Origin of the sequence: Acinetobacter sp. AG3, from assembly GCF_022343575.1 — a bacterium.
GTDB lineage: Bacteria > Pseudomonadota > Gammaproteobacteria > Pseudomonadales > Moraxellaceae > Acinetobacter > Acinetobacter guillouiae.
Genome location: NZ_JAKQZD010000001.1, coordinates 433,300 through 452,930, shown reverse-complemented (window position 1 = coordinate 452,930; position 19,631 = coordinate 433,300). Strand labels below are relative to the sequence as shown.

Sequence of the window (19,631 nt, the reverse complement as noted above, 5' to 3'; positions counted from 1 at the left end):
GTTTATCCGTTTATTGAAGTTGAAATATGCATCGCAGCAGTGGAAAGTCTAAAAATAGTAAGACCTCAAGCGCCCCTAAACAAAAAATCAGTTATGAAAAAAAGGCTGATCCTGCGATTTCAGAATACTCAACTTCATCTTTGAACTGGTTGCGTAAAGCTGAATTTCTGATGAGTGCACCTAAACTGAATCTTTGTGTAGAAGACACCGGTTATGAAGTTGCCTTTGCAGGCCGTTCAAATGCAGGAAAATCAAGTGCTATCAATGCATTGACCAATCAAAAGCAATTGGCCCGCGCGTCGAAAAGACCTGGCCGTACGCAAATGATTAACTTTTTTAGTTTAGGTAATCCAGATCAACGCCTTGTCGATCTACCAGGTTATGGTTATGCAGCTGTACCTGAAGCAATGAAAATTGTCTGGCAAAAAGAACTTGAAAATTATTTGATTCATCGCAAAAGTTTACAAGGTCTGGTTTTGCTCATGGATATTCGCCACCCTTTGCAACACTTCGATGTGATGATGTTGGAATGGGCATATTCACGTCACTTGTTTGTGCATGTACTGTTGACTAAATCCGACAAACTCAACCGTGGCCCTGCCAGTAAAGTATTGTTAGATGTACAACAACAATTGAAGAAAATGAAGTTGAATTTTTCAATACAACTGTTTTCATCACTCAACAAACAAGGTCTAGAAGAACTCGCGTCAATTATGGCAGGTCGCTTAAACTACACCTTAGACAAAACTTTAGATTTTGATATTGATGCAATTCCTGAAGCCACTGAAGATGATTTGGATGATGAGTTCATTGATCAAGACCAAGAATCCGAATTCAATAGTGAAAATATTGATGGAAATGTAGATGAAAATCCGCAGGCATAAATAAAAAAGTCTTGTCTAACAAAATTCATCACATATTGATACTGGAATGTCCTAAATTGCTAATAACTATTTAGGACATTTTTTTATACTTGAATAATAAAGTGTGAAATCACCAAAGAAAAATTAGGACACTGTGATGAAGTTACTCGCTAAATTAAAGAACAGTCGGATTGGATCGTCTATTCAGTACCACATCAAACCACGTAAAGTGAAATTTGAATGGCAAGATACCCCTGTCGATTGGATTCCAAATCAGCCATTTGTCAGCTACTTTATCAATGAAATTAACAATATTCTTCCAGCAGGTGAATTTTGGTTTTGCCGTTTATACAATCGTGTTTTACCCAAAATCACAGATGAAAAATTGGCTGAAGATGTTCGTGCCTTTATCCGCCAAGAAGCGATGCATGCTCAAGCACATGCTTCAGCAAATAAAGAATACTTAACTGTGCGTAATATTGATATTCAACGTAATCTTGAAATTATGGATTTCTTGTTTGGCAAATTACTCGCAGATCAACCACTCGGCTTTAAAGTACCCAAAGTCCTTGATCATCAATGGGATTTGTTCCGTTTAGGTATCGTCGCCACTGTTGAACATATGACTTGTGTCTTGGGTAAATACGCCCTTTACAATAAAAAATGGGCGGAATTGGGTGCAGATCCAAATATGCTTGATTTAGTCAAATGGCATGGTGCCGAAGAGATTGAACACCGTACAGTGGCTTTTGATCTGTATCGTCATTTGGGTGGTGGTTATATTTCTCGTTATTATCAAAGTGTTATCGTGATTGCCGCTGTATTGGGCTTATGGGTTGATGGTGCTGCACATATCATGGGGCAAGACCCACGTTATGCAGATAAAAAACCTGCTTTCTATAAGCCTTGGATTTGGCGTGAATGGGCGAGTATCGCACAATCAGATAATCGCTTAATGCCACATCCATTATGGTTGGTTTCACAGCAATTGGGCTATTTAATGCCTTGGTATGATCCAGTACATGAAGCTAAAACAGAAGATGCAATTGCTTATTTGGATCAATCTCCTGCAGCAAAACGTGCATTGCCTAGAGTTGCAGCATAATAACTGTTAAAACTAATCAATACTGAAATCAAATCAAAAAAGCAGGATTTAGATCCTGCTTTTTTGGGTCAATCTTTTAGAACAAGATCCTAACCATAGACTAAGTTGGACTTTCCATATCTTTGGTGTTTCGGTCAACAACCACACTAATCATCATATCCCCTTGTACATTCACTACAGTACGTACAGTATCGAGAATACGGTCAATTGGCAGAAGAATCGCAATTGCTTCCGCTGGTAATCCCACAGATTGTAGCACCATAATCATGGTGACCATGCCCGCACTTGGAATACCCGGCGCACCCAATGAAGCAATCATCGCAGTCAGACAGACAATTACTTGTTGGGTAATTGATAACTCTAAACCCATTAAATTGGCAATAAAAAGCGCTGCTGCTGCTTCATAAAGTGCTGTTCCATCCATGTTTAACTGAGAACCGAAAGGAATCACAAAACCTGCAATTTGTGGGCGCACGCCTAAATTTTCTTGAGTACACTTTAAACTCAAAGGCATGGTTGCAGAACTTGAACTGGTTGCAAATGCTGTAATTAATGCTGCACGCGTTCCTTTAAAAAAGGTAATCGGATCCATTTTCCCAAAGATCCATAACAACAATGGCAGAACCACAACACCATGAAATATGGTGGTTCCTGTAACAACAATAGCAAACTCAGCAAGACGGCTTAAAATAGAGATGTCTTCTGTTGCAATCAGCTTTGCCATTAATGCAAAAATACCAATTGGCGCAACTTTCATCACCCAACCAACCAACATCATCATGATGTCAAAAAACTGACGTGCCAGTTGTTTGATTGAATTAAAACGCTCTCCACCATGTACCAGTGCCAAACCCAATAACAAAGCAAACAGCACCACTGCCAAAACATTACCATCACTAAATGCTTTAAATGGATTGATGAGGGTATTTTGAATAAAATTGGTTAAAAACGAGCTGGGTGTCAGTGAATCTGGGCTTTTATGTTGATTCATTGCATCTTGAAACATTGCAATGTCCACACCTTGTCCCACATTGAATAGATGTGTCGAGGCTAAACCGAGGATAAGTGCCAATGTCGTTGTGGTTACACAACAAGCCAAGGTTATTTTCCAAACTCGACTGAGTTGACTGCCCGCTTCTAAGTTTGAAACACCCACCAAGATTGAACTAAAAATAAGTGGAACCAAAAGCATTTTTAATAAACCAATAAAAATACTACTGGCGATGCTCAAACCATAAATGCTGGCATCTAAAAATTGAGTATTAGGAAATTGATTTAATAAAAATCCAAATGCCACACCAAGAATGGCTGCAATAAAAATTTGGGTGTTTAAACTCATCTTCGCTGACTATTATAAATATTTACACGTTGAACTATGCCATTGAAGTTATTTAGAATCGAGCATTTTTTTGTCACAAGCTCTGCTAAAAAATAGAAAAGCCATCATAGATGATGGCTGAGTTTCACGATTAGCATATCAATGCAAAAGTATTATTGAGTTTCGATTTCACGTACTCGCATCAAGCCTTCTTGAACGGTACTACACACCAATTCGCCATTTTGCCACATACGACCAAAATTCAGACCACGTGAATTTGCACTGACGGTTGCATCCATATCATAAAGCATCCAATCATCTGCTTTTACTGGTTTATGGAAATAGATCGTATGATCGATACTGGCACATTGTAAACTTGGCGAGAGGTAATTGAGACCATGTGGGCGCAAAGCAGTCATCATCAAGGTATAGTCCGAATAAAACGCAACAATTGCTTGATTTAAGGAGATATCATCCGCCTGCTCTGCGGCTAATGGCTCATGCGTACGCAAGTAATGTGCATAAGACGGTGCTTCAGGTTGTGGTTGAAATGGATTGGTCACATTGATCGGACGAATTTCTACCTGACGTGGACGCATAAACGCAGCGCGAATATTTTCCGGGATAAAACTGATTAAATTTTCTTTAAGCTCTTGCTCTGCTTTTAATTCATCAGGTGCTGGATATTCTGGTTCAGCAATTTGATAATTCAAGCCTTCTTCTGGTGTTGCAAATGATACCATCGCAGAAAAAATGGTACGTCCATGCTGGATTGCACGTACTTGGCGACTTAAGAAGCTTTTGCCATCACGTAACCGATCAACCTCATAAATGATTGGGGCATTGATATCCCCACCATATAGGAAGTACGCATGTAAAGAATGTACGGGGCGATCAGCGGTGTATGATGCTGCCCGCAGTGCTTGTCCTAAAACTTGCCCACCAAAAACACGCTTACCAACTAAATTTCGACTTTGACCACGAAAAATATGTTCTTCAAGTTTTTCAAGGGTTAAAAGCTCTACAAGCTCTTGGGTTAAAGCATTCATAAGTGACCTTTCTATATACTGAATACTGACTTTATTCCAATGGATAGAACAAAGTATCCATATTTTAGAGATTTAACTCTATTTTGCCATAAGTCCTGAGAGAAACATTAAATTTTCATAAACTGTATTGTCACTTCTCTTGTGCTGATGGATTGTTTAAAATACGTTTTTTAACGATAAAATCTGACAAGCGACCCGCAGTTTGTCAGAAAATGACATACTGTTCTGTGCTTTAATTACAGAAAATATTTTTTATCCGCTTTATTGCGTGATTCACCATTGGCTAGGAGTATTTATGTCCAAGAGTGGCTTTGGTCAAATGTATCGTCGACTTTCGAGTAAAATACTTGACCTTGTGGTAACACCACATGTTCTTGGAGAGGTTCCTACAGAAGCTCAACCTTTAGACCCTTCAACTGAAAATTCTGAACTCATTCAGCCCACAACTCAAAAAGTTGTCTGTTATGTTCTACAGAATTACTCACGAAGTAATGCTTTAGTTGTTGATGGTGAAACACGTCGTTTGCAGCTTCCTCCTGCACTTGACCCATTAATGATTGGCAATAGTCGCGAAAAAGCTGCGATTTTATTTTTACAACACCAAGACGAAAACAATTATTTTAATCCGCCTACGCATGCTTATCCGCCGCGTTTAGTTAGACTGATTGAATCACTTGATCAAAATGCTGATTTAGATATTGAATTGATCCCTGTTACAGTACTGTGGGGACGTTCACCAGATAAAGAAGACTCTTGGTTTAAGCTGTTATTTACTGACACTTGGGCAACGCCAAGTAAAGTTAAACAGTTGATGAACATTGGTTTACATGGTCGACAGTCATTCCTTGAATTCCATGAAGCGCAATCACTTAGAGCATTGGTGGATCATGCGAAAATTGCTCATCCCAATATTTCACCAGCCACTTATATTGTCAACCAATTAAATGACTACTTAGATCGTCAGCGTGAGGTCATTCTCGGTCCAGATTTATCTGATCGCCGTAATGTCATGCAATCACTGATTAAAGCCCCTGATGTACAGGATGCAATTCGTAAAGAAAGTATTCGCTCAAAAATCAGCATGATTGATGCTGAACATAAAGCAATTGGTTTTGTAAATGAAATTGCATCCGACTATTCTGCATCGGCTGTACGCTTTGCAGATATGGCATTGACTCGTCTATGGACACAACTTTATGACGGCGTTGAAGTACATAACTTCAATACTGTGCGCGAGTTAGTCAAAGACTATGAAGTGATTTATACGCCTTGTCACCGTAGCCATATCGATTACTTGTTATTGTCTTATGTGATTTATAAACGTGGTTTGATGGTGCCGTATATTGCTGCCGGCGATAACCTTAACATGCCATTTGTCGGTCAATTACTGCGTGGAGGCGGTGCATTCTTTATCCGTCGTTCATTCCGCGGCAATGCACTTTATACATCGGTATTTAAAGAATATTTATTTAGCATCCTGTCTAGAAACACACCTCTTGAATACTTTATTGAAGGTGGTCGTTCTCGAACTGGACGTTTGTTACCACCAAAAACTGGCATGCTCGCAATGACGGTACATGGTCATTTGCGCGGCCGTGCCAAACCGATTGTCTTTATCCCAACCTATGTCGGTTATGAGCGCTTGATGGAAGGCGCAACTTATGTGGGCGAAATGAATGGTAAGCCAAAAGAAGCTGAATCCATTTGGGGAATCTTGCAAACCCTGAAAAAAATTGAGCGTATTTTTGGTAAAGTGCATGTCAATTTTGGTGAACCTGTTTTCTTAGATGACTTACTCAAAGCACATGGCGCTGATCAAATCACCATTGAACATAATGATGATCCAATCCCGCAAGAAGTCTCAGATGCAGTAACCAGCTCGGCAAATGCGATTCTGGAAAATATCAACCGTGCTGTGGTGATCAACCCTGTTTCTTTATTGTCACTGATTTTATTGGCAACTCCAAAACACACACTTGATGAAGAAATCTGCATTAAACAGCTTGATACATATCGCAAGTTATTAACCGCAAATCCTTATGACAGCCGTACTCAGGTCACACCATTGTCAGGCAAAGAAATCATTGCCTATGGTATGAAGCTGAAATTGATTAAACGTGTTCAACACGTCCTTGGCGATATTATTGCCATTGAAGACAATCAAGCCATTTTACTGACTTACTTCCGCAATAACATTTTGCATGCCTTTGTTTTACCGTCGTTGGTTGCGGCATTGGTCGAACATAATGGCAAGATCAGTAAGTCTGATTTACTTAATGTGATTCGTACCCTTTATCCATTCTTAAAAGCAGAGTTGTTCTTAAAATGGAAAGATAGTGAAATCAAGGCTCAAGTGACTGAATATGTCGATGCTTTGGCTCAAGCAAATTTAATTTTTGTCGATGATGAAGATTTTATTTTCAGCCCTGCGCCAAACTCAGAAGACCATAATCAATTGGCTGTTTTGGCTGCTCCAGTACGTCAAAGTCTTGAACGTTATTACATGACACTGGCTTTAATTACTCAACGTGGCTCTGGAAATATCTCGATTCGCCAAGTCGAAGAATTAAGTCACTTGGTTGGGCAACGCTTATCTGTATTGTATGAGTTCAACTCACCTGAGTTCTTTGATAAAGCGTTATTCCAAAGTTTTATGAAAGTCTTGACTGAACAAGGCTATATCAAAACCAATGAAGACCATGCCATTGTTTTTGATGAGCAGTTTAGAAATGTTGCGCAATATGCCAATTTGGTGCTTGATGATGTAACTTTGCAAATGCTGCACCATATCACCTCATTTACAGATGAGGAGTTAAAAGAAGCTTTAGATGCTTTAGCCGCTCAACAAGCCAAGAAGCGTTTAAAACGGAAGAAAAAATAAAAGCTTTAAAGTGCCTTTTTCCTTTGGGAGAAGGTTGGGATGATTACCTCTCCCTAACCCTCTCCTGCAAGGAGAGGGAACTTCTCAAGACCTCTATAATGAACAATACTGAATCAACCCATTTTAATATCTAACAATTTTTAGTTTATTTCCAAACTTATCTAAAACGTAAAATGATCCTTAAAAATAGCTAGTATATTTTAAGGTTTAAATTCTTCTGATAATCAAGATAACAGTTTTGATGTACCCACTTAAATTCTGTTGCAAGCATCCTCTCCGCAAAAATTTGCTTCCCTGTTTGATTGGAACTTTCCAAAACCAAGTGCGATAAATTCAACTGTTGTTGGAACCATAAAATTATTTCATGCAATGGTAGCGGTTGATTATTTGTACAAATATATGATTTTTCTGGATGTTCCACGTGAAGCAAATGTGCTAAGAAATCTGCAAGGTCATCTATATGGATTCGATTTGACCAATGAAGATTGGGATAGCTGTGTGTGGTTTCTGCAAGTTTAACCATACGAGCAACGGATGTACCATAAACCCCAGTTGGGCGCACAATCACACATTTAGATGGATAAGCCTGTTGCCATCGCTGTTCCATTGCCAATAACAATTGACCCTGTCGATCACTTGGAATAGGCACTGACTCATCATCAATACGTTCACCATGGTTTTCCCCATAAACACGTGTCGATGAAACCACAATAACTCTTTTGAGCGGATGGTCTTTTAAAGCCCTCACAATCGGCTGCACCGAGTCGACATAGGTTTGTTGATAATTTTCGATAGCACTTAGCGGAGAATTTCGAGATGGTGCGAGCAATACATACACCACATCGACAGGCTGAATTTGCGCTAAATCGAGTTGTTGAATGTCTTGAATCAAATGTTGTGCGAAATCATCATCTTTCGCACTGCGGCTAACTGTGGTAATTTGGTGATCTTGCTGAAATAATTGTTTGGCAACACGTTGCGATGTTTTACCATAACCAATAAATAGAATATGCATTACACGACCTATTCTTCGAAACCGATTTTCAAAATCAATCAAACTTAAGTTGAGGGGACATGGCTGCCGTCCATCAATTGCAAGGGGTTGGCAATGCCGCCGCTGCTTTACTTGAAAAACTAAATATTTTCACCACAGATGATTTGCTGTTTCATTTGCCACGTGATTATGAAGATCGTAGCACGATCATTCCCATGAACCAATTACAAGTCGGTCGTAGTTATCTCATGGAAGGCGTGGTCAGATCAATCGATATGCCACCCGGTAAACGCAAGTCGATGGCGATTTTATTGCAAGATGATTTTGGCAAAGTTACTTTACGCTTCTATCATATCTATAAAGCCCTCACAGATCGTGCTAAAGCAGGTAATCGTTTAAGAATTTTTGGAGAAGTCCGTGTTGGGGCTCGTGGTCTGGAGCTTTATCATCCTGAGATCCAGTTAATTACCGAACATACAGCGCTCCCTAAAACCCAACTAACAGCAATTTACCCTGCCACCGAAGGCTTAACTCAACCCAAATTACGCGAATATGTTAAGCAAGCTTTAAACCAGCACGCTGATGCTTTACCTGAGTTATTACCTGAAAAATTCACCAATGGTTATGCGCTTAAACAGGCATTGGAGTATATTCATCACCCTCCTGTAAATGCCAATATGCTGCAACTTTCACAAGGTTCTCACCCTGCTCAACAACGTTTAATTTTTGAAGAATTGGTTGCACATCAAATCAGCCTATTAACCCGACGTGCTTATATTCAACAAATTGCAGCGCCAGCATTTTCAACCAGTAAAAAATTTGCAAAAGCCTTATTGGCAAGCTTACCTTTTGAAATGACCAATGCACAAAAACGTGTATCAAACGAAATTGCCAAAGATTTAAAACAAAACAAACCTATGTTGCGACTGGTTCAGGGTGATGTAGGTGCAGGTAAAACATTGGTTGCAGGTGTTGCGGCTTGTCATATTTTGGAAGAAGGTTGGCAAGTGGCGCTGATGGCACCGACTGAAATTTTAGCTGAACAGCACTATATCAATTTTAAGAAATGGTTCGAGCCACTCGGTTTAAATGTGTCATGGCTTTCAGGCAAACAAAAAGGCAAAGCACGCGCTGCGGCTGAACAAACCATTAAAGATGGAACTGCCAATATTGTGGTGGGTACCCATGCTTTATTTCAGGACAATGTTGAATTTTCCAAACTTGGTCTCGTGATTATTGATGAACAACATCGTTTCGGGGTAGATCAACGGCTAGCTTTACGTAATAAAGGCGTGGATAACACCACGCCACACCAACTGGTCATGACGGCAACACCAATCCCTCGTACACTGGCAATGTCTGCATATGGTGACCTAGATACTTCAGTGATTGATGAATTGCCTCCTGGGCGTACTCCCATTCAAACAGTCACGATTCCACTTGATAGACGCGAAGAAGTGTTGAATCGTATCACCACCAACTGTGCTGAGGGTAAACAGGCCTATTGGGTCTGTACTCTGGTCGAACAATCTGAAACTCTCGATGCTCAAGCCGCAGAAGCCACCTATCAAGAGATTAAAGATCGCTTTCCACAGATTAATATTGGCTTAGTCCATGGAAAAATGAAAGCCGATGAGAAGCAACGGGTCATGCAACAATTCAAAGACAATGAATTGCAACTGCTGATTGCAACGACAGTGATTGAAGTCGGGGTCGATGTTCCAAACGCTTCCATTATGGTGATTGAAAATGCTGAACGCTTAGGTCTGTCTCAGTTGCATCAATTACGTGGTCGGGTCGGTCGTGGTGCAACCGCAAGTTTCTGCGCCCTACTCTATAAACATCCTTTATCACAAAATGGCCAAGAACGTTTACGCATCATGCGTGAAACCAATGACGGTTTTATCATTGCAGAAAAAGACTTAGAAATTCGAGGACCGGGTGAATTACTGGGCACAAAGCAAACAGGAGATTTGGGTTTCCGTGTCGCCAAGCTAGAACGAGATGATCATTTACTTAATCAAGCACATTATGTTGCCAGTCAAGTACTAAAAGATGATCCAGAAAATGCTGAAGCTTTATTAAAACGCTGGCTACCAGAAGCACCGAGATATGCCTATGTCTAAACATGTATTTAAAATATCCATGCATAAACATCATAGCTTAGATATTTGATTCATTCAGTTTAACGATGCTTATCAAAATCTATAACCACAAATGATGACATGGAGGTTGTCATAACATGGTGATATGAAGATTAAGCGATATAAAGCTTAATAAAAATCTGCTATTGATCTATTCAGCACACTATGCGAAATTAATCCCAAATAAAAAATAGAACAGAGCATGCTCCAATTTATCAATCAACTTCTCCATAAAAGCGTACAAAGCCTTTCCCCTTGCCTGCTTTGTGGAATAGATCGACAACAACAGCATTCTCTTTGTAACACATGTTGGAACGAACTTCCTTGGTATAAGCAGCATATAGAACGGCATCAACACCAGATTGTTTGTGCTTACCGTTACGACTTCCCAATTGATCGCATCATCCAAGTCTATAAATATGAACAACAACTGCAATATCAGACACTATTGGCACAAAGTTTATTGAATTTAAGCCTACCTAAAATTCAAGCCATTGTTCCTATGCCAATTTCTACTGCTCGTTTAAAAGAACGTGGCTACAATCAAATGCTGATTATCGCCAAAATCATGGCAAGGCAATTAAATATCCCAGTATGGCAACCCGTGATTCGAGAAGCACAACATTCACAAAAAGGTTTAAGTAGAATTGAGCGCTTAGAAAATATTGAATATCAATTTAAAATGATCAAAACAGAAAAAAGAAAATATAAAAAAGTACTGATTATTGATGATGTCGTGACCACAGGCAGTTCAATTCATGCTTTAACCCATGCTTTAGAAAACTTGGGCTGCCAGCAGATTTATAGCGTCTGCATTGCCGCAGCTCAATAAATTTTCATCATCGCTCAGCGATACATACATTGTGAAGCAAACATAGCAAAAATTATGAATGGATTAAATTTGCTTTACACCATGGGATCACGATCTCTTTGGTCAATGGCGCTAAAAGCGTTTGCGCATCATCCAAATCAATCCATTTCATTTCAGCAATTTCTGCATTGATTTTTGGTGTTTGTTCTAGGTCGACTAGATAGAGATAACTCACCAATTGAAAGTCTGCTTCATTGGCCGCTTTTGTTTCAAAACGCCCAATAAACTGAGTAATCTCGGCTTGAACACTAATTTCTTCTAAAATCTCACGCAACATGGTCTGCTCAGGTGGTTCATTGGGTTCTAGCTTTCCACCAACCTGCATAAAAAATTGTGTATTTTGCTTTCTCACCAAAAGCAATTGATTTTTATCATTCAAAATCACAGCTGCCGCGACAGTAATTACATTCATAAGATTTAAAAATAGAATAAAAACACAATATATTGTGACAGCAATAAATTTAAAAACAATATATTGTGTTTTAGTTTTTAACCAAATGTGCGATCTGCTTGATCTAATTTAACCAATTCTTCGCGCTCTTTTACACCCCATTTTGGTTCTGGTGCTTGATAGTGACTAAACTGGGTTAGAATTTCTTCGATCGAAGCAGAATCAATCAACTGATCTGTAAAACGCGCTTTAGAAAAACCTTTGTCTGTCGTGAGTTGAATAAATTTCAATAAATCATCATAAAAACCTTCAACATTTAAAAATGCACAAGGTTTTAAATGAATTCCCAATTGTGCCCACGTCCATTGCTCAAAAATCTCTTCAATGGTTCCTGCACCACCAGGCAATGCAATAAAGCCATCGGAAAGTTCAGACATTTTTGTTTTACGTTCATGCATATTTTTAACAATATACAGCTCAGTCAAATCTGGATGGGCCAATTCACGATCGACCAAACCCTGAGGGATCACACCAATCACTTTGCCTCCTGCTGCCAAAGCACTGTCAGCAACAATGCCCATTAAGCCTGAACGACCACCACCATAGACCAAAGTTTTCCCTTGCTTGGCGATTGTTTCACCAGTCAGCTCTGCTACATCAGCAAAAATTTGATCCGTACCTAACGATGAACCACAAAAAATAGCAATAGAATTCATAAATTTAACCTAACTTTAATTTTGTCATGCTAAAAATGCAGACGGCCAATCAAGATTTTTTTTACAAAACAGCAATGTAATGAGTGTTTTTCCTAAAATCCTTGTCTAAAATACACACATCAAATTGACACCACACTGCGCAAGGGAGAAAAGACATAATGCTTGAAGCCTTTTACGCCACTGAGCGCGGTAGCTTAGAAGATGCAACAATTAATGGTGGATTCGACCTACATCCTGAATTGGTATGGGTTGACCTCATTGCACCTTCACAAGAAGAACAAGAATGGGTTTTAGATGCTTATCAGCAAAATTTACCAACTCTTAAATCTTTAGAAGACATTTCATCCTCTGCACGATTCTACCGTGATGATGATGGGATTCTACATATCAGTACTTATTTTTTAACAAAAAATAAAAATTACCAAGTTGAAGGCGATCCCGAAGATACTTCAAACATGCTTGCCAATGTGCAGACGGTTGCGTTCATTTTGCATAAAGACCGCTTATTTACCTTGCGTGGTGAAAAGCTGGTTGCCTTTCGTGCCTTTCGCGCACGCGCACGCCGTAATGACTATGAAATTGAATACAAAGATCCGACATGGATTCTTTTAGGTTTATTAGAAGCAAAACTGGATGAGCTTGCGGATATCTTGGAAGATATCCACAAAGACTTAGAGTTATATTCCACAGAAGTCCTCAACGTGCGTCATCGTGAAATGATTTTAGACTTAGATGACATGATTACTCGTCTAGCACAAAAGGAAGATATGCTTGGAAAAGCGCAACTCTGTCTGATTGACTTACGTCGTGTTTTGACCTTTTTGTCTCGTCCTCGCGCATTGGGGAGCCATATCTATGATGCTGATATTCGAGAGTTGAGTGAGGATGTACGCTCCCTTGTAGAACATGATGCGTTCTTGTTCCAAAAAGTACGATTCTTGCTTGATACCACCTCTGGATTTATTAACACTGAACAGAACGATACCATTCGTCGCTTCTCCATCTTACCCAGTATGCTTGCGCCACCGATGTTGATTGCCAGTATTTATGGGATGAACACTGAGATTCTGCCTTTTGCCCATGGCCACTGGAGCTTTTATGTGGTGATTAGCATCTTAATTGCTTTCTTTGTGGGGCCTTTGGCTTACTTTAGATGGAAGAAATGGATTTAAATACTCCATTCCCCTTATTGGATTGAGTTGAGATTTAGCACTGCTCAATGCAGAAAGAAAAATGAGTCAATAAAAAAGCACCTTTAGGTGCTTTTTTACATCAATATTGCATATGCTAAATTAATTTCAAGTCATCTTGCAAATGGCAAGCTTGAATAATTTTCATCATCTTTTCAGGCACTGCCTTAAACTGCAGCCCCTGAAGATTTGGTGTTTGACGTAACCACTGCACAAACACAGATAAAGCAAGGGTACTGCCATGTTCAAGCTGTGATAGATTCACAGTTATTGGAAAATTTTTCTCATTTTGAATCACTCTCAAACCATTTAAATAATAGCTTTCAGCATTCTCGTAAGCAATTTTACCGCTAACATATAATTCCTGATTTTTAAATTCAATCACTCGCTTGCACCTATCTATGTTATGAGCTTACTTCTTAACAGCAGCGTCTGCATCAGGCTTGAATGTTGCAATTGCTTTGTCAATATTACCGCCGTTACGTTGCACGTTCGCAGCAAATTGGTTACGGAATTGCAAACCTAGATCGATACCAGACACATTCAAATTACGCACTTTCCATTGGCTACCTGCATCAGACAACTGGAAAGATACAGGGATCTTTTCACCATTGTTATTGAAGTCTAAAGTAACGACAGGAAACTTGCTGTTGGTTGCCTTATACGGACGCATTGAATACGATTGATTTGAATACTTCGCAAATGCGCTACCATAATTCTCAATCAACGTATTACGGAAGTTTTGTTCAAATTGCGCACGTTGAGCAGGGGTACTGCTATTTGCATAAGTTCCCATCACAATACGTGTAAACGCTTGACCATCGACATAAGGATCAAGGTTTTGGCGAACAATCGCTTTAACAGTAGCAGGGTTTTGCAATTTACCTTGATCTGCTTTTAAGCGCGAAATCAGGCCATCAGCAACACGTTTAACAAATACTGGTGGTGCTTCTGCTGGAGCAGCTTGAGCTGCAGTCGCCACCATAGTTGCCAAAATAGTTGCAGTAAAAGTTTGTTTTAACAGCATGTTCATTTTCAATAACTCCTCTAATGCCTATTCAACAAATGAAGTTTGAGCATCAGTTGTTTCAGTGGATGCAGATGCATCTTTAGCTTCCGATGTGCCAGTTGATGATTTTCCTGCACCACCCGTAATAAATTTGGTAATCAAATCTTCTAGATCCATCGTACCTTGGGTGTTTTCAATGCTTTCACCACGTTTAATGTAGTTAATGCCGCCACCTGGTACGATTTTCAAATATTTTTCGCCTAAAAGACCATTGGTTGCGACCATTATGTAAGCATCTTCATCAATATTTGTGATGGATTTCATGTTACCTAACAGTTGCGTTTCCATTTCTTTTTGTTTCTCAGGTGTCGCAGCCTGATAATCAGCACTGTAGTGTAAATCACCTAGCGCATTTTCTTTTACTTTCTTCAACTGTTCTGCATTGAAGGTGGTCAATGAACCATCCAAATCGAATTTAACCGTTGCATGACGTGTCACAGGATCAAGTGTAATTGCATCAACTTGTCCAATTTTAACACCGCTCATGGTCACTTTGGCACGCGGTTTTAAACCATTCACATTGTCGAATGTTGCAGTCATTTCATAACTGTCTTTTAAGTTTGTACCGACCAAACCACTCACTTTCATGGCTAAAAAGAATAGAGCAAGACCAAAAATGATGACAAAAATACCGACGGTCAGCTCACTAGCACGTGATTTCATTAAACACCTCCGAACATGACCGCAGTCAACACGAAATCAAAACCTAAAACACATAACGATGAATACACAACAGTACGTGTCGTAGATGTTGCGATACCTTCAGATGTTGGTTCACAAGCATAACCTTGATACACCGCAATCCAAGTACAAATTAAAGCAAATACTAAACTTTTAATGATGGTCCCGTTAAACACATCTTTCATAAACTGAGTGCTACTCAGAATACCACTCCAGTACGAGCCTTCATCTGCGCCGAGAAAATCTACACCGACCATTTTGCCACCCATAATACCAATCGCAGCAAAGATCAGAGACAGCATCGGCAAACTGACAATACCAGCCCATAAACGTGGAGAAATCACACGCTTTAACGGATCAACACCAATCATTTCCATACTGGATAATTGTTCAGTTGCCTTCATTAGGCCAATTTCAGCAGTCAAAGCAGAGCCAGCACGACCAGCAAAAAGCAAGGCAGCCACAACAGGCGCAAGTTCACGCAACAAGGTTAAAGCCACAGCTGCGCCCAACATGGCTTCACTACCAAAAGTGACCAAGATGTTATACATCTGCAAACCGAGTACTGCACCGATGAACAGCCCAGATACAGCAATGATCAATAAAGACAGTACGCCTACTCGATACATCTGATAAATGAAAAGTTTTACACCAAGTATTGTTGGCAAAGAGAATAAAATGCGCAACAACATGAGCATTGCAACACCAATGCCCTGAACACGTTCTAGAACGCGTCTACCCAATAAGGCAATAGCATTCATGAACTAACCTCATTACTTAAATAGGCTTGATGACTAAATTGATAATCAACAGGACCTTCAACCGAACCTGTTAAGAATTGCTGTACAAATGGAGAAGCGTGTTGTTGCAATTGCTCAGGTGTCCCCTCGCCTTGCACCTTACCTTCAGCCACAACATAAATATAGTCAGCAATTGATAATGTTTCATCAACATCATGTGAAACAATAATTGTTGTTAGATCTAAAGCGTCACGTAATGATCGAATTAATCGAGTCAAAACCCCCATCACGATCGGATCTTGCCCAGCAAAAGGTTCGTCATACATAATCAAGTCTGGGTCAAGCGCAATCGCACGAGCAAGCGCCACGCGTCGATTCATCCCGCCAGAAAGTTCTGCGGGCATCAACTTTTCAGCACCACGCAAACCAACCGACTCTAATTTTAGTGCCACCAACTCAGCAATTAAATTTTCTGGTAATTTTGTATGTGCGCGAATTGGAAAAGCAACATTTTCATAGACGGTCATGTCGGTAAATAACGCACCACTCTGAAATAACATCCCCATACGCGCACGTGCAGCAAAAAGCTCATTACGTGACATCGAAGCAATGTTTTTCCCATCAAGTCGTACTTCACCAGCATCTGGGCTAAGCTGACCACCAATGAGCCGTAACAAGGTTGTTTTACCTGTTCCAGATGGTCCCATGATTGCGGTAATTTGCCCACGACGAATCTGCAAACTCACATTATCGTAGATAACGCGTTCACCTCGGTTAAAACTTAAATTTTTGACTTCAATTAAAGCTTCAGCTTCGGAATGACTGTGTTTATTCATAGCTGAACTTTTTCCTGCATTTATCAGCCCACATACTATACTCTTAAATATCTATATGTTTTGTAATTAAAAGATAATAAAAAATCATAAAGAATATTCATCTTTATAAACAATGTTTGTTGGGCTATTTTTTAGTTTTTTACTTTTAAATTTTATTTAATGAGCAAATAGATTATCTAAAAAGCAGGCTATAAAAAAAGTACCCAACATTTGAGATCAATAAAAGTGAGAACATATATAACATAATTACCTCAAAGAAATCATCAACTTTATTAGATTCAATTTTTCATAAGTTAAGTCTAACTGTTTTATTAAATAAATTGAACTATGTCACACTTTATTCTACCAAATACTTTTCAACTTGCAATAAAAAACCAGCCTGAAGGCTGGTTTTTTATTAAAAATATCTAATTAATCGTTGAATTTGCGACGCGGACGGTCTGCATTGAATTCACGTTTTGGACGATCTTCACCACCAAATTCACGCTTAGGACGATCATCACCGCCAAACGCACGTTTAGGACGATCTGAATTAAATTCACGCTTAGGACGGTCTTCGCCACCGAATGTACGCTTAGGACGATCATCACCGAAAGAACGTTGTGGACGGTCACCGAAACCACCTTCACGACGTGGTGGACGATCACCAAAATCACGCTTAGGACGATCTGCAAAACTGCCTTCACGACGTGGTTTGTAATCTACGCTGTTACCACGGTTGTCATCATTCGAGTTAAAACGAGGTTTATCGTTAAAACCGCCTTCACGACGTGGACGATCAGAGTTGAAATCACGCTTAGGACGATCTTCACCACCGAATGAACGTTGTGGACGGTCACCGAAGCCACCTTCACGACGTGGTGGACGATCACCAAAATCACGCTTAGGACGATCTTCGCCACCGAATGAACGTTGTGGACGATCACCAAAACCACCTTCACGGCGTGGTGGACGATCACCAAAATCACGCTTAGGACGGTCATCACCATAAGATGGACGATCACCACGTGGTTTGTCATCGAAGCTACGGCGTGGACGATCATCACCGCCTTCACGACGTTTGAAGTTTGATTCACCTTCAAAACGACGACCACCGCCGAAACCGCCACGACCGCCTTCACGACGACCGCCACCGTTACTACGACCACGACCGCCACCATCACGACTACCGCGAGCTGGAGGTGGAGATGGCTCTAAACCTTCGATTTCAGAAACACTTAAACGCGCTTCTAAATAATCCTCTAAAGCACGGATTTTACCGCGTTCACGGTAAGTTGCTAAAGTGATTGCTTTACCAGTACGACCCGCACGACCTGTACGACCAATACGATGCACATAATCTTCATTCTTCATTGGAAGACCGAAGTTAATTACGTGAGAGATTGTTGGTACGTCAAGACCACGAGCAGCTACGTCTGTAGCAACAAGAATTTTTGCACGACCTTCACGGATACTGCGTAAACGACGGTTACGTACAGTTTGTGGCATAGCACCATGAAGCGCAACAACTGAAAGACCAGCTTCTGCAAGCTCTTCAGCAAGCATATCTGTATCTTCTTGAGTTGAAGCAAATACAACTGCTTGATCTACGTCTTCTTCATTTAACCAATGGGTAAGCAATTTTTTCTTATGCTCAAAGCCATCAGTCCAATGTAAAGTTTGGGTAATATCAGTATTTGTTGAATGACCTGTTTCAATTGCAATACGTTCAGGTTCGTTCATCATGCGTTCAGCAAGATTAATGATACGTGGTGCAAATGTTGCAGAGAACATTAATGTTTGTTTACGATTTAAAGCTAAATCGCTGATAGCTTCTAGGTCTTCAGAGAAACCTAAGTCAAGCATACGGTCAGCTTCATCGACGATTAAAGCATCAACTAAATCAAGTTTAATTTGACGACGGTTTACAAGATCAAGTAAACGACCTGGAGTCGCAACAACAACTTGTGCACCTTTTAATTGTTGGATTTGCTTACCAAAAGGCATACCACCCATGATTGCTGCAACACGTACACCTTTCATATGGCGTACAAATGCAATCGCATCTTGACATACTTGTTGTGCAAGTTCACGAGTAGGTGAAATCACCAAGATATTTGGTTGAGTTACTGCTTTCATACGATCTTTAAATGGTACAAAAGTATCTTGACCAGCTAAAGCGTTTAACGTAGGGAGTAAGAATGCAGCAGTTTTACCAGAACCAGTTTGGCTTGATACTAGAAGGTCTTTTCCTTCTAAAGCCGCTGGAATAGATAGTTCTTGAACAGGAGTCGGCGTAGTAAAACCAAGACTCTCGAGTGCTTTCTGTAGCGACTCGTCTAATGAAAATTCAGCAAAAGTTTTGCTCATAGAGATATTCACCCTAATGTGGGTGCTCCATTAATATATGGTCTGATGGACATCGGCAAAAAGCGGCACAGCAATAATCGCTGAAAATATAGAATCAGCGGCGATCCGAGAACGACGATGCGTATAACGCACATTTGATAACAGCCGCAACCTGAAGGAATCGCTTAAGCGATTGGGTGGGGCGCGAAATATTGTCCTCTCTTTGGACCGGACGCGCATACACAATATAGAAGAGAAATGTTCAGGTAATGAACGAAATTTAGTGCGTGCGCAGAGTATAGCAGAATTTATAATAATGTCACGAAGTTTTATTGTTTTTTCCTGTATTGTATTAAGTCATTCATTATCTTCAGGAATTAAATAAAAAACTTGATCTACAGCTAAACTTTCATCCTCAAGAATATCTGCTACAGCTCCCCCCTAAACACTCAACG

Annotated in this window: 17 protein-coding genes; 6 read left to right on the top strand and 11 right to left on the bottom strand. The window is 40.0% G+C overall.

Translation table 11 applies throughout. The annotated features are described in order from the left end of the window. Positions 1-26 precede the first annotated feature (26 nt). The gene (gene yihA, locus L3V46_RS02035) at positions 27-884 is read left to right on the top strand and encodes a ribosome biogenesis GTP-binding protein YihA/YsxC (RefSeq protein ID WP_004816856.1); all 858 of its coding nucleotides are present in this window, start codon (positions 27-29) and stop codon (positions 882-884) included. 136 nt (positions 885-1,020) lie between these two features. Further along, the gene (locus L3V46_RS02030) at positions 1,021-1,968 is read left to right on the top strand and encodes a metal-dependent hydrolase (RefSeq protein ID WP_056512178.1); all 948 of its coding nucleotides are present in this window, start codon (positions 1,021-1,023) and stop codon (positions 1,966-1,968) included. 100 nt (positions 1,969-2,068) lie between these two features. On the opposite strand, the gene L3V46_RS02025 is transcribed toward L3V46_RS02030, so the two are convergent. Further along, entirely contained in the window at positions 2,069-3,307 is a 1,239-nt protein-coding gene (locus L3V46_RS02025; protein WP_004725660.1) for a dicarboxylate/amino acid:cation symporter, read from the bottom strand. 152 nt (positions 3,308-3,459) lie between these two features. Next, positions 3,460-4,335: an acyl-CoA thioesterase II gene (locus L3V46_RS02020; protein ID WP_004816853.1), complete on the bottom strand. Its 876-nt coding sequence runs from the start codon at positions 4,333-4,335 to the stop codon at positions 3,460-3,462. Between the two features lie 295 nt (positions 4,336-4,630). On the opposite strand from L3V46_RS02020, the gene plsB reads away from it, so the two are divergent. Next, entirely contained in the window at positions 4,631-7,216 is a 2,586-nt protein-coding gene (gene plsB, locus L3V46_RS02015) for a glycerol-3-phosphate 1-O-acyltransferase PlsB (RefSeq protein ID WP_004816852.1), read from the top strand. 190 nt (positions 7,217-7,406) lie between these two features. Here plsB and L3V46_RS02010 read toward each other — a convergent pair whose 3' ends face one another. Next, positions 7,407-8,231 carry an NAD-dependent epimerase/dehydratase family protein gene (locus L3V46_RS02010; RefSeq protein ID WP_239044811.1) on the bottom strand — a complete coding sequence of 275 codons (825 nt, stop codon included), beginning with the start codon at positions 8,229-8,231 and terminating at the stop codon, positions 7,407-7,409. 59 nt (positions 8,232-8,290) lie between these two features. Between L3V46_RS02010 and recG the strand changes: the two genes are divergently transcribed. Together recG and L3V46_RS02000 are read left to right on the top strand one after the other, a co-directional pair. Continuing rightward, on the top strand, positions 8,291-10,336 hold the full coding sequence (gene recG / locus L3V46_RS02005; protein ID WP_209827912.1) for an ATP-dependent DNA helicase RecG: 2,046 nt from the start codon (positions 8,291-8,293) through the stop codon (positions 10,334-10,336). A 220-nt stretch (positions 10,337-10,556) separates the two neighbouring features. Beyond that, a complete protein-coding gene (locus L3V46_RS02000) occupies positions 10,557-11,186 on the top strand; it encodes a phosphoribosyltransferase family protein (RefSeq protein ID WP_239044810.1) in 630 nt (209 codons plus the stop codon). Positions 11,187-11,238: 52 nt separating this feature from the next. Here L3V46_RS02000 and L3V46_RS01995 read toward each other — a convergent pair whose 3' ends face one another. Then, positions 11,239-11,637 carry an NUDIX domain-containing protein gene (locus L3V46_RS01995; RefSeq protein WP_209827906.1) on the bottom strand — a complete coding sequence of 133 codons (399 nt, stop codon included), beginning with the start codon at positions 11,635-11,637 and terminating at the stop codon, positions 11,239-11,241. Positions 11,638-11,714: 77 nt separating this feature from the next. After that, the gene (locus L3V46_RS01990) at positions 11,715-12,332 is read right to left on the bottom strand and encodes a TIGR00730 family Rossman fold protein (RefSeq protein WP_004816846.1); all 618 of its coding nucleotides are present in this window, start codon (positions 12,330-12,332) and stop codon (positions 11,715-11,717) included. Between the two features lie 158 nt (positions 12,333-12,490). Between L3V46_RS01990 and L3V46_RS01985 the strand changes: the two genes are divergently transcribed. Continuing rightward, positions 12,491-13,504: a magnesium and cobalt transport protein CorA gene (locus L3V46_RS01985; protein ID WP_004816845.1), complete on the top strand. Its 1,014-nt coding sequence runs from the start codon at positions 12,491-12,493 to the stop codon at positions 13,502-13,504. 115 nt (positions 13,505-13,619) lie between these two features. On the opposite strand, the gene L3V46_RS01980 is transcribed toward L3V46_RS01985, so the two are convergent. The 6 genes from L3V46_RS01980 to L3V46_RS01955 form a co-directional block, all read right to left on the bottom strand. Then, entirely contained in the window at positions 13,620-13,907 is a 288-nt protein-coding gene (locus L3V46_RS01980) for a toluene tolerance protein (protein ID WP_034614405.1), read from the bottom strand. 27 nt (positions 13,908-13,934) lie between these two features. Then, positions 13,935-14,555 carry an ABC transporter substrate-binding protein gene (locus L3V46_RS01975; RefSeq protein ID WP_004816842.1) on the bottom strand — a complete coding sequence of 207 codons (621 nt, stop codon included), beginning with the start codon at positions 14,553-14,555 and terminating at the stop codon, positions 13,935-13,937. Positions 14,556-14,576: 21 nt separating this feature from the next. Then, complete coding sequence (locus L3V46_RS01970) at positions 14,577-15,254, bottom strand: outer membrane lipid asymmetry maintenance protein MlaD (RefSeq protein ID WP_004816841.1); 678 nt, start codon at positions 15,252-15,254, stop codon at positions 14,577-14,579. Further along, positions 15,254-16,033, bottom strand: coding sequence for a lipid asymmetry maintenance ABC transporter permease subunit MlaE (mlaE, locus tag L3V46_RS01965; RefSeq protein ID WP_239044809.1), 780 nt, complete (start codon positions 16,031-16,033; stop codon positions 15,254-15,256). Before mlaE ends, L3V46_RS01970 begins: the two co-directional genes overlap by 1 nt. Then, positions 16,030-16,848, bottom strand: coding sequence for an ABC transporter ATP-binding protein (locus tag L3V46_RS01960; RefSeq protein WP_004725631.1), 819 nt, complete (start codon positions 16,846-16,848; stop codon positions 16,030-16,032). Before L3V46_RS01960 ends, mlaE begins: the two co-directional genes overlap by 4 nt. Before the next feature lie 411 nt (positions 16,849-17,259). Then, on the bottom strand, positions 17,260-19,197 hold the full coding sequence (locus L3V46_RS01955) for a DEAD/DEAH box helicase (protein WP_096735225.1): 1,938 nt from the start codon (positions 19,195-19,197) through the stop codon (positions 17,260-17,262). Positions 19,198-19,631 lie beyond the last annotated feature (434 nt).